The following is a 20,605-nucleotide window of genomic DNA, read 5'->3' as shown; positions in this document are numbered from 1 at the left end:
CCCGGACGCTGCGTGCGTCCGGGCCCCTTCGTCGTGCTGCCTACAGGATGCCGCGGGCCTGGAACGCGGCCTTCACCGTGGCCGCGTCGGTCGCGCCGTAGAGCGCGTTCGCGGTGGCGACGGTCGTGTTGGCCGCTGCCGCCCACGAGGTGTTGGCGGCGTAGGAGAACTGCGCCTCGAGGATGATCTTGGTGGCCTTGTCACGACCGAGGGACTTGTTGATGTCCCACAGCGCGTGGCTCCAGATCTCGCCGTCGGCGTGCACCTCGCCGGTGCGGTTGGCGACGGTCTTGGTGGTGTCGAGGCGCCGGATGCAGTGCGGCGTCGTCGAGGTGTACGCCGTGGAGTCCCAGTCCATCACGCACGCCCACGGCGTCGTGGCGGAGTCGGGGGAGTTGGCCTGGGACATGGTGGCCGCCAGGTAGTCGCCGAAGCCCTCGCCGATGGCACCGCCGTCGCTGGTCGAGCCGAAGCCGGGGACCTGGTCGTCCTGCACGGCGTGGCCGTACTCGTGCCACACGACCTCCTGGTCCTCGCCGTCGTCGACCCCGCCGGTGCCGATCGTGATGACGTCCGTGGACGGGGTGTACCACGAGTTGTCCTCGGTGGTGCCGTTGACGTTGAGGTCCTGGGCCTCGGCGTTGACGTCGGTGAACCCGAGGCTGCGGATGTAGGTCTGCAGGCGGTCGACCGCGTAGTAGGCGTTGACCTGCTCGAACCGGTCGTCGTCGCGGGTGTAGCTGAAGGTCCGCGTCGAGGAGTACGCCGCCGGCTGCTTGCCCGAGGTCTTGTTGACGACCTTCGCCCAGGTCCCACGCAGGTAGCCGGAGGTGTCGAGGTTGGCCAGCGTCACCGACTTGTACGCCGCCGCGGGCACCGCCGAGGCGGCGTCGCTGCTGTCCCTGAGCGCCTGGTTCTGCTGGCTGACGACGGGGTTGGGGTCGAAGACCTTGCCGGTGCCGTCGGCGTGCCGGCGCTCGTCGACGACCTTCACGACAGTGCCCTTGTCGGCGTTGACGAGGACCTGCTTGTCCTCGGAGGTGCGGACCTCCCAGACCAGGGTGGCCGGCGCGCTCGCCGTGGCCGGGAGGATCGCCAGCCGGGCGCCGCGGGCCTTGCCGTGCGACTTCGCGACGCCGACCGCGGAGGCCTTGCTGTGCCCGGCGGTGACGTCGGGCAGGCCGGCGACCGAGCGGCGGCCGTCGTCGACCCTGGCGAGCGAGCCGGTGTGCACGGTGTAGTAGCCGCCCAGCACCGGGATGCCGCGGTAGGTCTGCGCGTAGGTCGTGTGCGTGCCGAGCAGGCTGGTGCGGGTCTGCACGAGCGTCAGGTCGGCGGGGACGGGCGCGGCAGCCGCGGTGGGGGAGGAGGCCGGGCTGGGGCTGGCGCCGGCCGGGGTCATCGAGGTGGCCGTGGCGGCGAGGCTCGCCAGGGCGAGGGCTGCGAGTGCGGACCGAGAATTGCGTCGCATGCGGAGATGCCTTTCCGAGAGGGGTGGGTCTCCGACAGACAACCACTCCACCCGGGTTCGGCGTAAGACCCTCGCCGAAGATATTTCAAGGCGTTGCCTGTCACGCCGCTGTTCTTGCGGAGTGACAGGCAAAAACTAGAGAACCTTCGACAAGAAGGCCTGGGTGCGCTCGTGCTGCGGATCGGCGAGCACCTCGCTGGGCAGGCCCTCCTCGACGACGACCCCGCCGTCCATGAAGACCGAGCTTGTCGCCGACCTCGCGTGCGAAGCCCATCTCGTGGGTCACCACCATCATCGTCATGCCCTCGGCGGCGAGGTCCTTCATCACGGCCAGCACGTCGCCGACCAGACTCGGGGTCGAGCGCGCTCGTCGGCTCGTCGAAGAGCATCATGTCCGGGTCCATCGACAGCGCCCGCGCGATCGCGACCCGCTGCTGCTGGCCACCGGAGAGGTGCGCCGGGTAGGCGCTCTCCTTCTCGGCGAGGCCGACCTTGTCGAGGTTGCGCCGGGCGACGGCGACCGCCTCGTCCCGGGAGCGCTTGCGCACCTTGCGCTGGGCGATGGTGAGGTTCTGCAGCACCGACATGTGCGGGAACAGGTTGAACTGCTGGAACACCATCCCGATCCGCGAGCGCAGCGCGTCGATGTCCACGTCGGGGTCGGTCGCCTCGATGCCCTCGACGAAGATCTGCCCGCTGGTCGGGGTCTCCAGCAGGTTCACGCAGCGCAGCAGGGTCGACTTGCCCGACCCGCTCGGGCCGATCACGCACACGACCTCGCCGCGGGCGACGTGGAAGTCGATGCCCTTGAGCACCTCGTTGGAGCCGAAGTACTTGTGCAGGTCCTGCACGTCGATGGCGGCGGAGGCGCGGTCCGCGCTCGGGCGGGCGTCACTCGGGGATGCGGTCATCAGCGGGCCCTCTCGGCCTTGGCTTCCAGGCGTCGTACGACGATCGACAGCGGGACGGTGATGATCAGGTAGCAGAAGCCGACCACGATGATCGGGGTGAGGTTCTGCTCGCTGTTCATCCCCTCGCGGCCCCACTTGGTGAGTCTCGTACTCGTCGAGGGAGAGCCCGAGCAGGTAGATCAGCGAGGAGTCCTTGGTGAGCAGGATCAGGCTCGTTGGTCAGCGGTGGCAGCACGATCCGGAACGCCTGCGGGATGACCACCGAGACCATCGCGCGGGAGTGCGACATGCCGAGGGTGCGGGCCGCTTCGTACTGGCCCTTCGGCACCGCCTCGATGCCGGCGCGGATCGTCTCGGCCATGTAGGCGCCGCCGACCAGGCCCAGGGCGATGGTCGCGACCCCGAGGTTCCCGCCGGGGATCTCGTAGTCGGGGAAGGCGGTCGAGAAGCCGGGGCCGAAGCCGAGGAAGACCACCAGCGCCGGCAGGCCGCGGAAGAACTCGATGACACCGGTGGAGATCCACCGGAACGGCGGGACGCTGGAGAGCCGCATCAGGGCGAGCACCAGCCCGAGCACCAGGCCGAAGGAGAACCCGCACGCGGTGTAGACGACGGTGTTCTTGAGCGCCACCGTCAAGACGTCGGGGAACTGCTTGCGGACCAGGTCGTCCTTGAAGAAGGAGTCGCGCAGCGAGCCCCAGTCGACGCCGAGGATGGCGACCAGGAGCAGGACGAGGAGGGCGGCGTAGATCGCGTAGCGGGTGTACGCCGCCCGCTTTCGCTTGGTCAGTGCCATGCGGGTGCCGTCACTCGCTCTTCGAGCCGAACCACTTCTCGTGCGCCGCCTCGTAGGCGCCCTTGTCCGCGATGCCGGCGTTGATGGCCTTCAGCAGGGCGTCGTTGCCGCCCTTCTTCACACCGAAGCCGTAGGACTCCCCGGTCTGGAACTCCTTGGTGACCTCGGTGTCGGGGTTCTGGCTGACGAAGTAGTCGACCAGGCCGTTGTCGTTGACGCCGGCATCGACCTTGCCGGTCTTGACCGCGGTCATCATGAGCGCGGAGTCCTCGAAGGAGACCGCCTTGGCGCCCTTCGGCAGGTTCTTCTTGACGTAGTCGGCGCCGGTCGTGCCCTCCTGGACCGCGATCCGCTTGCCGGCCAGCCTGCTCGAGGCTGGTGTAGCCCGCGCCCTTCTTGACCAGCAGCGCCTGGGTCGCCTCGAAGTACGGCTCGGAGAAGTCCATGACGGCCTCGCGCTCCGGGGTGATGGTCATCGCCCCGGCGGAGACGTCGCAGTCGCCGTTCTTGGTGGCGTTGCCGGTGGTGATCGTCTCCCACGGGGTGTCGATCACCTTCGTCTCGAGACCCTCGGCGTCGGCGGCGATCTTCAGCACGTCGATGTCGAAGCCGACGATCTGGCCGTCCTTGGTGAACTCGAACGGCTCGTAGGGCAGGTGGGTGCAGATGGTCAGCGTCCCGTCCTCGACGAGCCTTCACCCCCGACTTCGTGGTCGTCGTGTCGGCGTCCTTGGCGCAGGCCGAGAGGCCGAACGCGAGGGCGGTGACGGCGGTCAGGGCGAGGGCAGGCACTCGAGACTTCTGCATGGCGGCACTGTAGGCCCTTACCGGGCCCGGCACGAGGACCCGCCGATCACGGTGTGTGGATGTTCCACGATCGTGACCTGAGCGACCCCGCGATGTTGCACGCCAACTCGGGGATACCCCTGTCGGCCCTGTGGGCCTGGGCGTAATGTGGGCGCCCGGACCGCACGAAGACGCGCGGTTCCCGTCTTGGGTGAGGAAGGCAGGGACCGATGAGTCGATACTCGCTGGCGACCCGCGTCGCGACGCGCGACGACGCGCCGATCCTGGCGGAGCCTGTGGAGCGAGGCCCTGCGCCGCGCCGACCGCTCCGAGCAGGTCGCCGACCTCGAGTCGATCATCAAGGCCGCCGAGGCCTCGCCGGAGCAGCGCGTCGTCGTCGTCGAGTACGACGGCCAGGTGGCCGGTGCCGTCCACCTCCGGATCACCACGCTCTCCCCGCTCAACCTCGAGACCTGCGTGCAGTCGATCCACCCGTGCGTGCTCGACCAGTTCCGTCGCCACGGGGTCGGTCACGCCCTGATGGAGGCCGCCACCGCGTTCGCGGAGGAGAACGGCGTCCTGCACGTCGTCACCGCCGTCCCGCACGCCTCGCGGGAGTCGAACCGGTTCATGGCGCGCCTGGGCCTGGCCCCGGTGGTGATGTACCGGGTCGCGCCGACGACGCTGCTGCGCAACCGGGTCTCCTCGCAGCGCACGAGCGCGGGTGCCGACAGTGGCCGGAGCAAGGTGCTCGCCGCCCGGCGCTCGCTGCGGCGGGCGCGCGCGGAGCGGCTCGGCCTGCCCGAGCAGGCCTGAGGTTCTCAGCCCTTCGGGCTGGGGTCGCGCTCCAGCAGCGCGCAGGTGATCCGCGAGGTGCACACCCGGCGACCGGCCTCGTCGCTGACGACGATCTCGAAGGCTGGCCATCGTCCGGCCGCGGTGCAGCGGGGTGGCGACGCCGGTGACCACGCCGGAGGTCGCCGAGCGGTGGTGGGTGGCGTTGATGTCGGTGCCGACGGCGAACCGGTCGGGCCCGGCGTGCAGCGCCGCGGCGACCGAGCCGAGCGTCTCGGCGAGGACCACCGACGCGCCGCCGTGCAGCAGGCCGTAGGGCTGGGTGTTGCCCTCGACGGGCATCGTCGCGACCACCCGCTCGGGGTCGACCTCCACCAGACTCGATGCCCATCCGCTCGTTCAGCGCGCCCATGTTCGCGCGCAGGAAGTCCGCGATCTCCTCGTTCGACGTCATGGGGCGAGGGTAGCGACGCGTCCGCCTCCTGGCGGTGTCGGCCGGTCTCGGTAGAGTCGCCGGGTGCCCGAGAACACGCGACCGCGACTGCTGCTCCTCGACGGCCACTCGTTGGCCTACCGCGCCTTCTTCGCGCTGCCGGTGGAGAACTTCTCGACCGCCACCGGGCAGAACACCAACGCCGTCTACGGCTTCACCTCGATGCTCGTCAACGTGCTGCGCGACGAGCAGCCGACCCACGTCGCGGTCGCCTTCGACGTCTCCCGGCAGACCTTCCGCACCGAGGAGTACGCCGAGTACAAGGCCAAGCGCAACAAGACGCCCGGCGAGTTCAGCAGCCAGCCTGCCGCTGATCGAGCGGATGCTCACCAGCCTTCGGCATCGAGTTCCTCAAGGCGCCGGGCTACGAGGCCGACGACATCATCGCGACCCTGGTCACCCAGGCGCTGGCCGACGAGACCAGCGGCCTGGAGGTGCTGATCCTCACCGGCGACCGCGACTCGCTGCGGCTGGTGACCGAGCGCTCGACGGTGCTCTACCCGATGCGCGGGGTCTCCGACCTGGCCCGGATGACGCCGGCCGCCGTGGAGGAGAAGTACGGCGTCCCCCCGCACCGGTATCCCGAGCCTGGCCGCCATCGTCGGCGAGGTCTCCGACAACCTGCCGGGCGTGCCCGGCGTGGGCGCCGGCTTCGCCGCGAGGTGGATCAACACCTACGACGGCCTCGACAACGTCATCACCCACGCCGACAAGATCACCGGCAAGAAGGGCGAGTCCCTGCGTGAGCACCTCGGCGACGTGATCCGCAACCGGCGCCTCAACGCGCTGGTGCGCGACCTGCCGCTGGAGAAGCAGATCGACGACCTGGTGCTCGGCGAGTGGGACCGCGCCGCCGCCCTGGAGCCTGCTCGACGAGTCTGGAGTTCCGCGGTGAGCCTGCGCACGCGGATCATGGACGTCGTGGCGCCCGACGAGGACGTCGCCGTCGAGCCGGGGGTGGAGCCTGGACGGCGCGACGCTCGCCCCCGACGCCGTCGCGGACTGGCTGGACGCGGTCGGCACCGACCCGATCGGGGTCAGCGTGCGCGGCACCTGGGGCAGCGGCACCGGCCGCGTCACCGGGATCGGCCTGGCGCACGCGGACGGCCGGGCGGCGTACGTCGACGTGGAGGCGATGAGCCCCGCCGACGACACCGCGCTGGCGGCCTGGCTGGGCGACACCGCCAAGCCCAAGGTGCTGCACGACGCGAAGGGTCCCGTGCTGGCGCTCGCGGCCCAGGGCTGGCCGCTGGCCGGAGTCCGGGAGGACTCCGCCCTGGCGGCCTACCTCGTCGCGCCGGACCAGCGCTCCTACGACCTGGCCGACCTCAGCCTGCGCTACCTGCACCGCGAGACTCGCCCAGGCCGAGGACGACGACCAGGGCATGCTCTTCGACGAGGACCAGGCGAGCGCGGGGATCGCGCGCAGCGCGATGGTCCAGGCCCGCGCGGCGCTGGACCTCTCCGTGGAGCCTGGCCGACGAGGTCGAGCGAGCCGGTGGGCACCGGCTGCTCACCGAGGTGGAGATGCCCTTGGTGTCGGTGCTCGCGCACATGGAGCAGACCGGCATCGCCGTCGACACCGAGCACCTCGAGAGCCTGGAGGCGCACTTCGGGGAGGAGGTGCGCAAGGAGGCCGAGGAGGCCTACGCCGTGATCGGCAAGGAGATCAACCTCGGTTCGCCCAAGCAGGCTCCAGGTCGTGCTCTTCGAGGAGCCTGGCCATGCCGAAGACCAAGCGCACCAAGACCGGCTACACCACCGACGCCGACGCCCTGCAGAAGGCTCTACGCGACCACCGACCACCCGTTCCTGGCCCACCTGCTGCGCCACCGCGAGGTGATCCGGCTGCGGCAGACCATCGAGGGGCTGCTCAAGACGGTGCAGCCGGACGGGCGGATCCACACCACCTTCCACCAGACGATCGCGGCCACCGGGCGTTTGTCCTCGACCGAGCCGAACCTGCAGAACATCCCCGTCCGCACCGAGGAGGGCCGCCGGATCCGCGAGGCCTTCGTGGTCGGTCCCGGCTATGCCTCCCTGATGACCGCGGACTACAGCCAGATCGAGATGCGGATCATGGCGCACCTGTCCGAGGACGAAGCCTGCTCATCGAGGCCTTCCGCACCGGGCGGGACTTCCACGCCGAGACCGCCTCGCGGGTCTTCGACGTCGCGCCCGAGGACGTCACCCCGGAGATGCGGGCCAAGATCAAGGCGATGAACTACGGCCTGGCCTACGGACTGTCCGCCTTCGGCCTCTCCCAGCAGACTCGGCATCGAGCCGGGCGAGGCGAGCGGTCTGATGGCGGAGTACTTCGAGACCTTCGGCGGCATCCGCGACTACCTCACCGGCATCGTCGACGAGGCCCGCAGCACCGGCTTCACCGAGACCATCATGGGCCGGCGCCGCTACCTGCCCGACCTGACCAGCGACAACCGGATGCGCCGCGAGGCCGCGGAGCGGATGGCGCTCAACGCGCCGATCCAGGGCTCGGCCGCGGACATGATCAAGGTCGCCATGCTGCGCACGCAGTCGGCGCTGGAGGACTCCGGCCTGCGCTCGCGGATGCTGCTCCAGGTCCACGACGAGTCTCGTGTTCGAGGTCGCCGAGGGCGAGACCGAGGCGCTGGACGCCCTGGTGCGCGAGCAGATGGCCGGCGCCGCCGACCTCACCGTCCCGCTGGACGTCTCGGTCGGGACGGGCCGGAGCCTGGCACGAGGCCGCGCACTAGGCACGAGCCCGGCCGAGGGCCGCGCGGGTCAGCGGGGATCGAGGAACCGCAGGCCGGTGTAGGTGCTCAGTGCCGCCTCGAAGACGGGGAAGTTCGCGATGCCGGACTCCTTCGCCTTGGCGCGCTGCCGGCGTTGCCGGCCGTGCACGACCACGTGCGTCCAGCCGTTCTCCGAGTCGTGCTCGGAGGTGACCGTGTCGATCTCGTCCCACGGCAGGGGCACCCCCTCGACCACCAGGGCGGACGGCTCGAGGACGACCGCACCCAGGTCGATCGACTCGCCGGCGCGGAGCCGCTCCTCGAAGGTGGCGAGCCCGGCCGCCACGGCCAGGCTCCCGGATCCGCGCCTCCATCTCGCCGCTCACCCCGGCCCGGTCGGGGCCGCCCGCGATCCCGACCTGCCCGCTCTCGAAGTGCAGCACCCGGTGCCAGGGCGCGGTCGTGAGCCTGCCCCGGCGGACCATCCGGATCCCGTCGGGATGGATGCCGACGTACTCGTTGCCGCGCCAGCGGACGAACAGCCCGCAGGCGAGGGCGACCACCCCCATGAGGACCGGGGTGATCCAGCCCCATGCCGCTCCGTCGGCGGCCCGGGGGACGAACACGATGCCGAACACCACCGCCGCGATCGCGAGCAGCACGCTCGGCAGGGAGACCGAGCCCTCGTAGAACATCGCCGGCCCCCCGCTCGCCCGCTCCGGACGGTCGCCGGCCACGAGTGGCGCGGCCCGCAGGTCGCGGCGCCCGGCCCGGATCAGCGCGACGAGGAGGACCACCGCGAGGAGCACGAAGGCCGACCCGACGCCGAGACCGACCAGGCGCACGTCGTCGTCCCTGCTGGTGCCCAGCGTGGCGACGTACCCGAGCCCGACGAGTCCCACCAGGCCCAGCCACACCGCCGAGCCGGTGGAGAACCGCGTGAGCGCGCGCAGCGCCGCGGCGTGGGTGTCCGTGCCGAGATCCATGCGGCACGGTAGCGGCCGGTGACCGAGCGATGTCAACAGGCCGGGGAGGCTCCGTCGTCGGCGCCGGGCTCTAGCGTCGTGGCGTGAGCACACAGGAGTCGCTGCTGCCGGAACCGGTCCGCGTCGACGTCGACGGGGTGGAGATCGCGACGTACGTCCTGGCTCCGGCGCGGCCGCGCGGCGACGTGGTGCTCTGCCACGGCACGCCGTGGTCGGCCCAGGTGTGGGCCGGAGCCGCCCGCTCGCTCAGCACCGGCCACCGGGTGTTCCTGTGGGACATGCCCGGCTACGGCGCCTCGCCGGTGGGGCCGGAGGTGCCGATCGACCTCGCCTCCCAGATGACCCGGCTGGCGCGGCTGCTGGAGCACTGGGGCCTCGACCGGCCGCGTGTGGTCGCCCACGACATCGGCGGAGCCGTGGCCCTGGGCGCCCACCTCCTGCACGAGCGGGAGTACGACGCACTGTTCCTCTGGGACGTGGTGACCCTCGAGCCGTGGGGATCGCCGTTCTTCCGCCTGGTGGCCGAGCACGACGACGTTTTCGCCCAGGCTCCCGCCCGCGCTGCACCGGGCCCTCGTCGCGGAGTACGTCGCCGGAGCGGCCCACCGCCCGCTCCCGCCCGACTGGGCCGAGCGCCTGGTCCGGCCGTGGCTGGGGGACCCGGGGCAGCCGGCGTTCTACCGCCAGATCGCCGCGCTCCGGCCCGAGCACACGCGACCGGTCGCCGAACGACTGCCGCAGGTGCGCTGCGGTGTGCGCATCGGCTGGGGCGCGGCGGATCCCTGGATCCCGGTCGAGCAGGCGACGCGGCTGCGCGACCTGCTGCCCGGCAGTCCGCCCGTCGTCCTGCTCGAGGAGGTCGGACACCTCAGCCCGGTCGAGGCGGCCCCGGCGGTGACCGGCGCGCTGGCGGACTGGCTGGACCGGCCGGCCGCCGACGGCTAGGAGGCCGACTGCGGCTGGGACTCCCGCTTGTGCCGGAACATCTGCAGCGCGATCAGCAGCGCCACGACGAAGGCGTCGACAGCCGCGACCGTCAGGGCGAGCCCGCGCACCGTCTCGGCCTGCGCGCCGACGAGGACGAGCACCAGGACGCCGGCCGCGATGAGGTACTTCGTGGCGCGACCGCGTTTGGCGAGACCGGCGTAGACCAGCAGCCTGGAGGACCGAGAGCAGGCCACCGAGGACGGCGAAGAGCCAGAGCCTGGTCCTGGACGGCGGCGTAGTCCTTGCCGCCGATGAAGGTGAGCGCCAGCCCCGAGAGCAGGTACGTCGCCGCCACGCACGCCGCACCCAGGCCGGCCAGGAAGCCCAGCCCCTTGAGGACGGCCGCCCGGCTCTCGCCGGCGGTGGACATCGACGGGAAGAGGATGACCACGGCGAACTGCGGCAGGAAGAGCACCGCCTTGGTGACGATCAGGCCGCCGGCGTAGAGCCCGGCGTCGTGCTCGTCGAGGACGCTGCGGGCCACCACGACGTCGAGGTTGGAGAGCGCGAGGAAGGCGAGCAGGGCGACCGAGCCTGCCGGCGGTCTCGCGGACGACGTCGCGGCGCACGTGGTGGTCGTGCGACGTACCGGGGCCGTCGGTGCGCTGGCGCAGCGCCCAGTGGCCGATGGCGACCGGCAGGCAGGAGGCGATCAGCACGCCGATCATGGCGCTGGTCTCGGTGTCCCACACCAGCAGGAAGGCGCCGCCCAGCACCACGCGCGGGACGCCGACCGCGAGGTACACCAGGCTCAGCGGCAGCCACCGGCGCTCGCCCTGCAGGACGCCCGCCTGGCCGCCCATGATCGTGGTGGGCACCACGCACAGCGCCAGCAGGATCGCGGGCAGCGGCCCGTCGAGGCGCAGCAGGTGCCACACGGCGGGGGTGGCGGCCAGGGTGATCGCGCCGAGGATCAGTGCGCTGCCCCACGTGGTGCGCAGCACCGTCTCCTCGATCGCGGCCACGTCGTCGGGCTCGGCGGAGATCCGGCGCGCGGCGGTGGCCTGCAGCCCGAGCCTGGACCACGGTGAGCACCATGAGCAGGGCCATCAGGCTGGCGACCTCGCCGTACTGGCTGGGGCCGAGGAGCCGCGCGGCGACCATCTGGAAGGCGTAGGTGCCGACGTTCGTGACGGCCATCGCGATGGCGATGCCTGCGGTGCTGCGCAGGAGGTCGAGCACCCGGCTCGTGCTGCGGCCGGGGGAGTCGGACGCGGTGAGGGTCCGGGATTCGGGATTCGTGGGCACCACGTCCCCGAGCCTATGTGGGCAGGACGCAATGATGAGACTCCGGCACGGCGGAGGAGAGAGCAGGGTGCAGGTGGTCACACGCGGCGAGCGGTGGATCGCGCTGTGGTGCGTGCTGCTCGCCGTGGCGATGCTCGGTCCCGCGCTCGGCGGCGGTCCGGTCCTGGCCTACGACATGGTGTGGGTGCCCGATCTCGCGCTCAACCGCGACGTGCTCGGCCTCGGCAGCGGGCTGCCCCGCGCGGTGCCGTCCGACGCGGTGGTCGCGGTGCTGGACGAGGTGCTGCCCGGCATCCTGCTGCAGAAGGTGGTCCTGCTGGGCCTGCTCGCCCTCGCCGGGTACGGCGCCGCGCGGCTCGTCCGCGGCCCGGCCGTCGCTCGGGTGGCCGCCGCCGGCCTCTTCGAGTGGAACGCCTTCGTCGTCGAGCGGCTGCTCATCGGGCACTGGCCGGTGCTGGTCGGCTACGCGCTGCTGCCCTGGGTGCTGCTGCTCGGGCGACGCTGGCGGGCCGAGGGCCGGCTGCCCGCTGTGCTGCTGCTCGCGCTGCCGATGGCCAGCCTGTCGGCCTCCGCCGGCCTGGTCACCGCGACCGCGCTGCTCGCCTCGGCGTGGGGGAGCGGCCGGCGCCGGCTGCTGCTCCTGCTGCTGGCCGCGGCCAACGCGCCGTGGCTGGTGGCCGGTCTCGCGCACGCCTCGACCGCGACCACCGACCCGGCCGGCGCGCACGCCTTCGCGCTGCACGACGAGGGCCCGGTCCCCGGCCCGCTCGCGGCGCTCACCCTCGGCGGCATCTGGAACGCCGAGGTGGTGCCGGACTCGCGCACCGGGGTGCTCGGCTGGGTCTGCCTCGTGGTCCTGGCCGTGCTGTGCGCCGCCGGCGCACGCCGGTGGTGGCGCGAGCGTGAGCAGCGCGACCTGCTCGTGTGCTGGGCGATCGGCTGGCTGGTCGCGACCGTCACCTGGGTGGCACCCGGTGCGGTCGGCTGGCTCGGCGAGTCCGTGCCCGGCCTGGGAGTCGTGCGCGACGGCGGCCGGGTGCTCGGCCTCTGCGCACCGCTCCTCGCCGTCCTGGCCGGGTACGGCGTGGCGGAGCCTGGCCGCGCGCACCCGGGCCCTGACGGCCGCGGCCCTGCTGGTCGCCGCGCTGCTGCCGGTCGCGCTGCTCCCCGACGCCGCGTGGGGCGCCGGTGGGCGGCTCGACCCCGCGACGTACCCCGACTCCTGGAGCCGGGCCCGGGCCGAGGCTGGCCGGTGCCGGCCTCGACGGCGACCTGCTGGTGCTGCCGCTCACCGCCTTCCGGCAGCCCTCGTGGAACCACCACCGCACCGTCTTCGACCCGCTCGGGCGCTACCTCGGCCGGCCCTACGTCGCCAGTGACGTCCTCGTCGTGTCCGGCCGGCCGATCGCGGGGGAGGACCCGCGGGTGGCCGCGGCCGCGGAGGCCCTGGAGGCGGCGACACCGCAGGAGCGGGCCGAGCACCTGCGTGCGGCGGGCATCGGTGGGGTGGTCGTGGACCACGACGCCCCGGGCGCCGAGCGGGTGCCCGGGATCGCCGGCCGGACGGTGGCGGAGGCCGGCGCCCTCACCGTCATCGCGCTCGACGGCACGCCCGCGACGCACACTCCAGGCCGGGCCGCGGAGGTCGCGACGGGGCTCGCCTGGGCGGCGTACGTCTCGGTTCTGGTCACGGGCGCGGCCGGTCTCGTCCGGAACGCGGTGCGGAGGCGACGGCGCTGATAGGCTGTCCCCAACCTTGAGGGAGGGGAATGATGGGAACCATCGTCAGCATCGTCGTCGGAGGGGCGGTCGCCGCAGCGACGATCGTCGGTGTCGTCCACCAGCAGACGTCCACGCCGGACAAGTCGCCGGTCAGCGTCAGCGAGGTCGGCATCAGCTACGGCTCCAACTGAGCCGTCCGCGACGCGGAACGACGAGACGCCCCGGGAGCATCGCTCCCGGGGCGTCTTCGCGTCCTGGACCTCAGCGGGTCGGACCTCAGCGGGTCAGGGCCCGCTCCCTGCGCTGCGGCAGCAGCCGGAACCGCCGGCTGCCGGCCTCGGCGCCGATGACCGCCGCGAAGGCGGACTGGGCACGGTCCCACGAGTAGGCGTAGGCTCATCGACAGTGCCTCCTTGCCGAGTCTCGCGCCGCCGGCGCTCGTCACCGAGCAGCGCCATCAGCGCGGCGGTGAAGCCGACCTTGTCGTCGACCAGCACGCCGGACACCCCGTCGTCGATGGACTCGCGGGTCCCGCCGGCCGAGCGGTAGGCGATGGCCGGTGTGCTGTGCATGCCCGCCTCGCCGATGACCAGACCCCAGCCCTCCTTGAGCGAGGGCAGCAGCAGCAGCCAGGCTCGCTCGTAGGCCTCGTGCTTGGTCTCCTCGTCGACGTGGCCGAGGAAGCGGACCGCGTCGCCGGCACCCCGCGCGGCGGCGTAGGCGTGCAGGCTCCTCGCGCCACCAGCCGTCGCCGACGACCTCCAGAGTCAGGCTCCGGGTGCACCAGCCGAGCGGCGAGCACGGCGTCGATCGCGTGCTCGACCTGCTTGTGGGGGACCAGCCGGCCCACCACGGCGACGGTCGGCGCCGCGGCCTTGCCCGGCGCGGTCAGCGGTGCCGGCTCGGTGCCGTTGTGCACGACCGTGACCCGGGCCGGGTCGACGCCCAGGCTCGGCGAGACTCGGCACGGGTGGCCTCCGAGACCGCGACGTACCGGCACCGGCGGTAGAGCCACGGCGCGAGCCGGCTCTCGATCCACCAGCCGACCCGCCCGGTCAGACCGGGGTAGACGACCGGCCACTGCTCGCGGTGGACGTGGTGCACCAGCACCACCACCGGCCTGCGGGTGACCAGCCGGGTGAAGAACGGCAGGCCGTTCTGCACGTCGACGACCACGTCGGGGTCGCCGAGATCGCCGCGCCGCAGTGCGCGCATGCCCTCGAGGTAGACCGTGAGCCTTGGTGCCGCGGCGCACGTAGCGCACACCGTCGACGACCTCGTCCGCCGGCGCGCCCTCGTAGGCAGCGGTGAACACCGTGACCCGCGCTCCACGAGCGACCAGTCCTGCTGTGACCTTCTCCAGGTAAAGGCTCCGCACCGCCACCCTCAGGATTGCGCATATCGCGCCAGGCTGAGGCAGACGACGTCCCTCCCCTGGAGGTCCTCCCAAACCTCCATAACGGGACATCCTACCTGTAGGGTCGCCGCGTGCTGGGACTTCGCGAGAACACGGCCCCCGAGGGCGCGTGAGCACCGAGTCCCTCGCGCTGCCCGCCGTCCGGCGCTCCCGCCTCGTCGCCTGCTGCGCGCTCCTCGTCGGCCTGGCCCTGGTCCAGGACCCGGGCCTGCTCGTCCCCGACACGAAGTTCGACCTGGTCGCGGCGCCGGGCGACTGGCTGACCCGTGCGCTGCACGTGTGGGACGCCGAGGGCGGGTTCGGTCAGGTGCAGAACCAGGCCCACGGCTACCTGTGGCCGATGGGCCCGTTCTTCTGGCTGCTGCACACCGTCGGGATCCCCGGCTGGGTGGTGCAGCGGCTGTGGCAGTCGCTCGTGCTCTGCGTCGCGATGGCCGGTACGGCGAAGCCTGGCCCGCGCCCTCGGTGTCCGCTCCGACCTGGCCTGCCTCGTCGCCGGCTTCGCCTACGCGCTCTCGCCGCGGATGCTCACCTCGCTCGGCCCGATCTCGATCGAGGTCTGGCCGAGCGCGCTCGCCCCCTGGGTGCTGCTGCCGCTGGTGATCGGAGCCGAGCGCGGGTCCCCGCGCCGCGCGGCGGCACTGTCGGGGCTGGCGGTCGCGATGGTGGGCGGCGTCAACGCGGCGGCGTCCTTCGCCGTCGTACCGCTCGCGGTGGTGTGGATCCTGACCCGCACGCCCGGCCCGCGCCGGCGCGCGCTGCTGCTGTGGTGGCCGGTGTTCGCGGCGCTGGCGACGCTGTGGTGGATCGTGCCGCTGCTGGTGATGGGCGCCTACAGCCCGCCCTTCCTCGACTTCACCGAGACCAGTGCGGTGACCACCTTTCCGACCACGCTCTTCGACGCGCTGCGCGGAACCTCCCACTGGGTCCCCTACGTCGACGAGGGCTCCCGGGCCGGCAACGAGTCGATCCGCACCTCCTGGCTCGCCGTCAACACCGCCGTCGTGGTCGTCGTCGGGCTGGCCGGGCTCCTCGACCGACGTACGCCGCACCGCACGTTCCTCGTCCTCGGCCTGCTCTCCGGACTCCTGCTGGTCACCGCGGGGCACCACGGCGCGGTGCACGGCTGGTTCTCGGGCGACATCGCCGCGCAGACTCGACGGGGCCTTCGCGCCGCTGCGCAACGTGCACAAGTTCGACCCGGTGCTACGGGTGCCGCTCGTCCTGGGCCTGGCGTTCGTGCTGGACCGCGCGGTCGCCGCGTGGCGCCGGGCCGACCGCGAGCGGGTCAACGCCGGGATCCTCGTCGGAGCCGTGGTGCTCGGCGTCCTCGGCTCCGCCACGCCCGCGCTCGCCGCCCGTGCGGAGGCCCAGGGCGCGATGCTCGGCGTGCCGGACTACTGGCAGCAGGCGGCGGACGACGTCGCCGCGCGCTCCCGGGGTGGGACGGCGCTGCTGGTGCCCGGCTCGGCGTTCGCGGAGTACCTGTGGGGAGATCCGCAGGACGAGCCGATGCAGTGGCTGGCGAGCTCGCGCTGGGGCGTGCGCAACGCGGGGATCCTCGCCGAGCCGGGGCAGATCCGGATGCTGGAGGGCCTGGAGCGGAGGTTCGCCGAGGGGCACGGCTCGGCCGGGCTCACCGAGGCGCTGCGCCGGGCGGGTGTCGAGCAAGCTCGTCGTGCGCAACGACCTGCGCGCCACCGACGACGTGCCGGACACCGCGCTCGTGCACCAGGCGATCGAGGACTCGCCCGGGCTGGAGCGGGTCGCGACCTTCGGGCCGCTCGTCGGCGGCGAGGCCTGGGAGCGCGACGGCGACCGGCGCACCGTGCGCGACGGCGGCCGCCAGGCGTCGTACCCGGCCGTGGAGGTGTTCACCGTGCCCGGCGCCGAGGACGCCGTCACCACGAGCGACCCGAGCGTGGTCGCGGCCGGACCCGAGGACCTCGCCGACCTGGTCGACGCCGGGGTGCTGGGGCAGGCGCCGGTCCGGTTCGCCGCGGACGCCGACCCCGACGACGACGCCGGCCGCCCGCGCCGGGTGGTGCTGACCGACGGGCTGCGGGCCCGGGAGCGGCAGTTCAGCCGGATGCACGACGGCGCGTCGGCGACGATCACCCCCGGCGACGTACGACGCACCACCGGGCCGGTCCGCGACTTCCCGCTCGGTGGCGACACCGACGACCGCTGGTCCACGACGGCGCGGCTCGAGGGCGCCGCGGCCCTGTCCGCCTCGTCCTCGGCCTCCGACGCCGGCGCGCTGGGCGGCAGCGACCGCGGCCGGCTGCCGTACGCCGCGGTGGACGGGGACACCGCCACGGCCTGGGCTTCGGACCCGACGGATCCCGCGCCCTGGTGGCGGATGGAGCTCGACGACGCTGCCCGGGTGACCCGGGTCGGGCTGACCGCCGCGGCCGACGCTGGCACCCAGCGGGTCCGCGTCGTGACCGCTGCCGGGCGCTCCGCGGTCGTGGAGCCTGAGCCCCGGCGGCACCCGGCAGGTCCCCGTCGCCGCCGACGGCACGACGCCCTGGGTTCGCGTCGAGGCCGTCGATCCCGGGCCGGGCACCGTGCTGGCGCTCGCCGACGTCGACCTGCCCGGGGTGGACGTGCGCAGGGTGCTCGACCTGCCACGGCTGCCCGCGTCGTGGGGGACCCCGGACGTGGTGGCGCTGCGAGCCGACCAGGACGGCCGCACCGGCTGCGTGGTCGTCGCTGGCAGCCCGCGCTGCGCCGCGCGCACCCAGCGCAGCGGTGAGGACGGCACGACCCTGCGGCGCTCGTTCGCCCTGGCCGGCACGCGCACCTACGACGTCGCCGTGACCGCCGTGCCCCGGCCGGGTGCCGCGCTCGACGCGCTGCTGCTGCGCGGCCAGGCCGCCTCGGTGCAGGTGTCCTCGACGGCCGTGCCGGACCCGCGCGCGGGCGCGACCGCCGCCGTCGACGGGGACGGCACCACGGCCTGGCTCGCCGGCGCCGACGACGAGCGCGCCTCGATCAGCCTGTCCTGGCTGGGAGTGCGCAACGTCCGCGGCATCGACCTGGACCTGGTCCCGGCCACCGCCGCGCGCCGGCCGACCGACCTGGTGCTCACCTTCTGGAACGGCCGCAGCAGCACGCAGCGCCGGGTGGAGCCTGGACGAGGACGGCAGCGCCACCTTCGCGCCGGTGCGCGCCGAGCGGGTCGAGGTCGGGGTGGTGAGCGCGGAGGACGTGACCGACCTGCGCCGTGGGGGGACCTTCGGCGTCGTACCGGTCGGGATCGGGGAGATCACCCTCACCGGCGTGCCCTTCCTGCCCACGGCCCTGCCGAGCGCGCCGCTGACCCTGCCCTGTGGTTCCGGGCCGGACGTGCGTGTGGGGGAGCGGCTGCTGCGGACCGCGATCACCGCCTCGCCACACCGCCTCGCCTCCGGCAAGGCGGTGCCCGCGACCGTGTGCGGCGCGGCGACGGTCGAGTACCGGCAGCGGGCGCACCGACGTGACCGCGACGTCGTCGGACGCCTTCGCTCCCGGCACGGTCGTGCTCACCGCGCCGGACGACCCGGGCGAGCCCGCCGTACGGACGGCCGGGCTGACCGACCACGGCTCCGTACGACGCACGCTGACCGGTGCCGTCGGTGGCGGCACCGCCGTCCTGCGCGAGAGCGCCAACCGCGGCTGGGCCGCCGAGCAGGGCGGTACGACGCTCGACCCGGTCGTCCTCGACGGCTGGCAGCAGGGCTTCGTCAGCACCGGCGGTGACCCGGTCGAGGTGCGCTTCGCGCCGGACCCGGCGTACCGGGCCGGTCTGCTCGCGGGCCTGCTGCTCGTGCTGGTGCTGCTGGGCGCGCTGGTCCGGATGCGGCGTACCGGCGACGCGGAGCCGGCCGCCGACCGGCGGCTCTCGCCCCTGCTCGGCGTACCGCTCGCCCTGGTGGTGGCGGCGCTCAGCGCGGGCACGCTCGGCCTGGCGATCGGCGTCGCGGTCGTCGCGGCGACCCTCGCCGGACGACGGGTGGCCCGCCTGGAGGAGCCGTTGCCCTGGCTGCTCGCCGCGCCGGTGCTGGTGGCCGGGCTGGCCTACGCGCTGCGCCCGTGGGGCACGACTCAGGAGTGGGCGGGCTCGATCGCCTGGGTGGGCTACCTGTCGCTGGTGCCGCTGGTGGCCCTGCCGGTCGCGGCCTCGATCTCGCGCAGCGGGAAGATCCGCTTCAGCCGCATCGCGGGCCGTTCGACCAGCCGGTAGGCCACCTCGGCCGCCGCCAGGGACGCCGCCACGGTGACCAGCCACAGCGTCCAGAAGTGCCCCCGGAACAGACTCGAACCCCAGCGCGGGCGCGACCAGGTCGAGCAGCAGCAGGTGCAGGCAGAACAGGCTGTACGACGTGAGGCCCAGGTGTCGCGCGGGCGCGCTGCCGAGCACCCGGCCGAAACGCGAGCCGGGGTCCGCGGAGAGGCCGGTGAGCACGACGAGTGCGCCCACGCCGGTGTACAGCAGGTTCTTGACCAGGGACTCCGCGGGCGTCGGCGGCAGCAGCGCGGTCGGGCCGGCGAGCGGCGTGGTCGCGGCGAGCATCAGTGCCGCCACGAGGGTCCAGCAGACCCCGGGCTCGCGACCGAGGGCGAGCACCCGCGCGGCCAGCCGGGAGGGCCGGTCGGTCTGCTGCACGACGTGGGCCAGGGCGAGCCCGATGCCCGCCGCGAACCAGCCCAGGTAGGCCGGCAGCCACTGCAGCGAGGGGCCCTCGCTCCAGTCGTCGGTGGCCCAGGCGCCGTCGACGTGCCACCACACGGCCACCGCGGCCATCACGACCAGGACGGCGACGACCCGGCGCGGACGCAGGCCGGCGCCCCGGCGGCCCGTCGCCGCGAGCATGAGCAGGGGAAGCACGAGGTAGAAGGTCGCCTCGACTCCCAGGCTCCACATCTGGCTCAGCCCGGCAGGCAGGGAGCGGTCCACGAAGGTGTTGCCGAGCACGAGGGTCACCAGCCAGTCGCGCACACCGAGGCCGGCGTTCTCGTCGAGCAGGACGAGCGCGAGGGCGACCGCGACGACGTAGACCGGGAAGATGCGCAGGAAGCGCTTCCACAGGTAGTGCCCGGTGGCCGGGTGGGGGAGCCCGAGGGCCGCGCGGGCGAGGTAGGGCCGGGAGAGCAGGAAGCCGGAGAGCACGAAGAAGAGCGCCACGCCGACGTCGAGGCGGGCCAGGAAGTGGCCCCAGGTGCCGTGCCCCTGGTAGAGCCCGGCGTAGAAGCCGACGTGGGTGGTCAGCACCGCGAGCGCGCCGACGGCGCGCAGCGCGTCCAGCACCGGGAAGCGTGGCGCGACCTGGACCTTGCTGGCCTGGCTCATGGTCCCTCCTCCGGCTCGACCGTTCCGACGACCACCCGGTCGACGCACACCGCCACCCCGTCGTCGGTGTCGCCGAGTCTCGACGGCGTCGAACGCTCCGTCCACCTTGACGTAGAGCCGGTTGAGCCCGCGGCGCAGGTTCGCCAGCCGTGTCGTGTCGCCGGCCGTGATGCTCAACCCCGAGTCGTCGGCGGCGAGGTAGTCGACACGCAGCCACCAGTCCCGCTCGAACAGCGGGGTCTCCAGGGGAAGGCGCTGGGGCGTGCGCAGCGACCACCCGCAGCCCGGCACCGGACCGGGGGCGGTGAGGGTGGCCGGCGCGACCCGGGCCGGCACCACCGAGCCGTCGCCGGCGAGGACGTGCAGGTCGTCGCTGACGTCGGGGAAGCGCGCCGCCGGGCTCAGCAGCGGGAGCACGTAGGCCGAGCCTGCCGTAGGTCGCGTCCACCGACCCGGTCACCCGGGTCGGCAGGAACTGGTTGGCCAGGTCCACCCGGCCCTTGCCCTCCAGGTCCGCGCGAGCGGTGCTGAAGAACGACTTGCCCGGGTTGTCCTCGTGCCAGGCTCCGGGCGTACGTCACGGTGCTCCACACGCCGCCTGCGCACACCACGAGCAGCGCCAGCCCGACCGGCGCCACGCCGAGGCGTCGCCTCAGCAGCGGCTCGGCCCGCTCGCGGCTCGGCTCCTCGGCGCCCCGCAGGCTCCATCGTGGCCAGCCCCAGGGCGAGCACCACGGCGCACATCGCGTCGGTGAGGTAGCGGTACTCCGTGCCGCTGATCGCGCCGACCACCTGTGCACGGGTGGTGAGCAGCAGGACGTAGTCCGCGCCGAGGTACGACGCCAGGAAGAGCCATGCCCGCAGGGTGCGCTCGCGGCGCAGAGCGAGGTAGCCGACCGCCAGCGCGATCGCGATCCAGCACAGCACCACCAGCGCCGGCGGCG

The 20,605-nt window shown here is 73.2% G+C and carries 17 protein-coding genes and 5 pseudogenes; 11 read left to right on the top strand and 11 right to left on the bottom strand.

Annotation, left to right across the window (positions count from 1 at the left end; translation table 11 throughout):
* Positions 1 to 40: 40 nt before the first annotated feature.
* The 5 genes and pseudogenes from G5V59_RS07960 to G5V59_RS07940 form a co-directional block, all read right to left on the bottom strand.
* Positions 41 to 1,402, bottom strand: coding sequence for a M36 family metallopeptidase (locus G5V59_RS07960; RefSeq protein ID WP_278256105.1), 1,362 nt, complete (start codon positions 1,400 to 1,402; stop codon positions 41 to 43).
* Between the two features lie 204 nt (positions 1,403 to 1,606).
* Positions 1,607 to 2,382: pseudogene (locus G5V59_RS07955) on the bottom strand (amino acid ABC transporter ATP-binding protein).
* 115 nt (positions 2,383 to 2,497) lie between these two features.
* Positions 2,498 to 3,178, bottom strand: coding sequence for an ABC transporter permease subunit (locus tag G5V59_RS07950; protein ID WP_278256104.1), 681 nt, complete (start codon positions 3,176 to 3,178; stop codon positions 2,498 to 2,500).
* A gap of 10 nt (positions 3,179 to 3,188) precedes the next feature.
* Entirely contained in the window at positions 3,189 to 3,527 is a 339-nt protein-coding gene (locus G5V59_RS07945) for a transporter substrate-binding domain-containing protein (protein ID WP_278259712.1), read from the bottom strand.
* Entirely contained in the window at positions 3,431 to 5,134 is a 1,704-nt protein-coding gene (locus tag G5V59_RS07940) for a hotdog fold thioesterase (RefSeq protein ID WP_278256103.1), read from the bottom strand. Before G5V59_RS07940 ends, G5V59_RS07945 begins: the two co-directional genes overlap by 97 nt.
* A gap of 142 nt (positions 5,135 to 5,276) precedes the next feature.
* Here G5V59_RS07940 and G5V59_RS07935 point away from each other — a divergent pair.
* The 4 pseudogenes from G5V59_RS07935 to G5V59_RS07920 all read left to right on the top strand — a co-directional run.
* Positions 5,277 to 6,080 (top strand): annotated as a pseudogene (locus G5V59_RS07935) (5'-3' exonuclease H3TH domain-containing protein); the annotation flags it as partial.
* Between the two features lie 84 nt (positions 6,081 to 6,164).
* Positions 6,165 to 7,298 (top strand): annotated as a pseudogene (locus G5V59_RS36130) (DNA polymerase); the annotation flags it as partial.
* Positions 7,299 to 7,357: 59 nt separating this feature from the next.
* Positions 7,358 to 7,468: pseudogene (locus G5V59_RS07925) on the top strand (DNA polymerase); the annotation flags it as partial.
* 88 nt (positions 7,469 to 7,556) lie between these two features.
* Positions 7,557 to 7,784: pseudogene (locus tag G5V59_RS07920) on the top strand (DNA polymerase); the annotation flags it as partial.
* A 199-nt stretch (positions 7,785 to 7,983) separates the two neighbouring features.
* Here the strand turns inward: G5V59_RS07920 and G5V59_RS07915 are convergent.
* Together G5V59_RS07915 and G5V59_RS07910 are read right to left on the bottom strand one after the other, a co-directional pair.
* A complete protein-coding gene (locus G5V59_RS07915; RefSeq protein ID WP_278260283.1) occupies positions 7,984 to 8,952 on the bottom strand; it encodes a hypothetical protein in 969 nt (322 codons plus the stop codon).
* A gap of 70 nt (positions 8,953 to 9,022) precedes the next feature.
* Positions 9,023 to 9,232, bottom strand: a complete 210-nt coding sequence (locus G5V59_RS07910) for a hypothetical protein (protein WP_278256102.1) — start codon at positions 9,230 to 9,232, stop codon at positions 9,023 to 9,025.
* Between the two features lie 461 nt (positions 9,233 to 9,693).
* On the opposite strand from G5V59_RS07910, the gene G5V59_RS07905 reads away from it, so the two are divergent.
* On the top strand, positions 9,694 to 9,897 hold the full coding sequence (locus tag G5V59_RS07905; protein WP_278256101.1) for a hypothetical protein: 204 nt from the start codon (positions 9,694 to 9,696) through the stop codon (positions 9,895 to 9,897).
* Here the strand turns inward: G5V59_RS07905 and G5V59_RS07900 are convergent.
* Entirely contained in the window at positions 9,894 to 10,904 is a 1,011-nt protein-coding gene (locus G5V59_RS07900) for a hypothetical protein (protein ID WP_278256100.1), read from the bottom strand. The genes G5V59_RS07905 and G5V59_RS07900 overlap by 4 nt on opposite strands.
* Here G5V59_RS07900 and G5V59_RS07895 point away from each other — a divergent pair.
* From G5V59_RS07895 to G5V59_RS07880, 4 genes are all read left to right on the top strand, one after another.
* Complete coding sequence (locus tag G5V59_RS07895; protein ID WP_278256099.1) at positions 10,873 to 12,093, top strand: hypothetical protein; 1,221 nt, start codon at positions 10,873 to 10,875, stop codon at positions 12,091 to 12,093. The genes G5V59_RS07900 and G5V59_RS07895 overlap by 32 nt on opposite strands.
* 68 nt (positions 12,094 to 12,161) lie before the next feature.
* Entirely contained in the window at positions 12,162 to 12,566 is a 405-nt protein-coding gene (locus G5V59_RS07890; protein ID WP_278256098.1) for a hypothetical protein, read from the top strand.
* Complete coding sequence (locus G5V59_RS07885; RefSeq protein WP_278256097.1) at positions 12,466 to 12,927, top strand: hypothetical protein; 462 nt, start codon at positions 12,466 to 12,468, stop codon at positions 12,925 to 12,927. Before G5V59_RS07890 ends, G5V59_RS07885 begins: the two co-directional genes overlap by 101 nt.
* Before the next feature lie 29 nt (positions 12,928 to 12,956).
* Positions 12,957 to 13,100, top strand: coding sequence for a hypothetical protein (locus G5V59_RS07880; protein ID WP_278256096.1), 144 nt, complete (start codon positions 12,957 to 12,959; stop codon positions 13,098 to 13,100).
* A 93-nt stretch (positions 13,101 to 13,193) separates the two neighbouring features.
* Here the strand turns inward: G5V59_RS07880 and G5V59_RS07875 are convergent, their stop codons facing one another.
* The gene (locus G5V59_RS07875; RefSeq protein ID WP_278259711.1) at positions 13,194 to 13,637 is read right to left on the bottom strand and encodes a glycosyltransferase family 4 protein; all 444 of its coding nucleotides are present in this window, start codon (positions 13,635 to 13,637) and stop codon (positions 13,194 to 13,196) included.
* 798 nt (positions 13,638 to 14,435) lie between these two features.
* Between G5V59_RS07875 and G5V59_RS07870 the strand changes: the two genes are divergently transcribed.
* The gene (locus G5V59_RS07870) at positions 14,436 to 17,084 is read left to right on the top strand and encodes an alpha-(1->3)-arabinofuranosyltransferase family protein (protein WP_278256095.1); all 2,649 of its coding nucleotides are present in this window, start codon (positions 14,436 to 14,438) and stop codon (positions 17,082 to 17,084) included.
* Entirely contained in the window at positions 17,032 to 17,811 is a 780-nt protein-coding gene (locus G5V59_RS07865) for a discoidin domain-containing protein (RefSeq protein ID WP_278256094.1), read from the top strand. Before G5V59_RS07870 ends, G5V59_RS07865 begins: the two co-directional genes overlap by 53 nt.
* Here G5V59_RS07865 and G5V59_RS07860 read toward each other — a convergent pair.
* Positions 17,712 to 20,078 carry an acyltransferase gene (locus G5V59_RS07860; protein WP_278256093.1) on the bottom strand — a complete coding sequence of 789 codons (2,367 nt, stop codon included), beginning with the start codon at positions 20,076 to 20,078 and terminating at the stop codon, positions 17,712 to 17,714. The two genes, G5V59_RS07865 and G5V59_RS07860, sit on opposite strands and share 100 nt — an antisense overlap.
* A 39-nt stretch (positions 20,079 to 20,117) precedes the next feature.
* Positions 20,118 to 20,591: a hypothetical protein gene (locus G5V59_RS07855; RefSeq protein WP_278256092.1), complete on the bottom strand. Its 474-nt coding sequence runs from the start codon at positions 20,589 to 20,591 to the stop codon at positions 20,118 to 20,120.
* Positions 20,592 to 20,605 lie beyond the last annotated feature (14 nt).

This window comes from Nocardioides convexus (genome assembly GCF_011090295.1).
The sequence above is the reverse complement of the archived record's forward strand: the minus strand, read 5'-3'. Positions and strand labels throughout refer to the sequence as shown.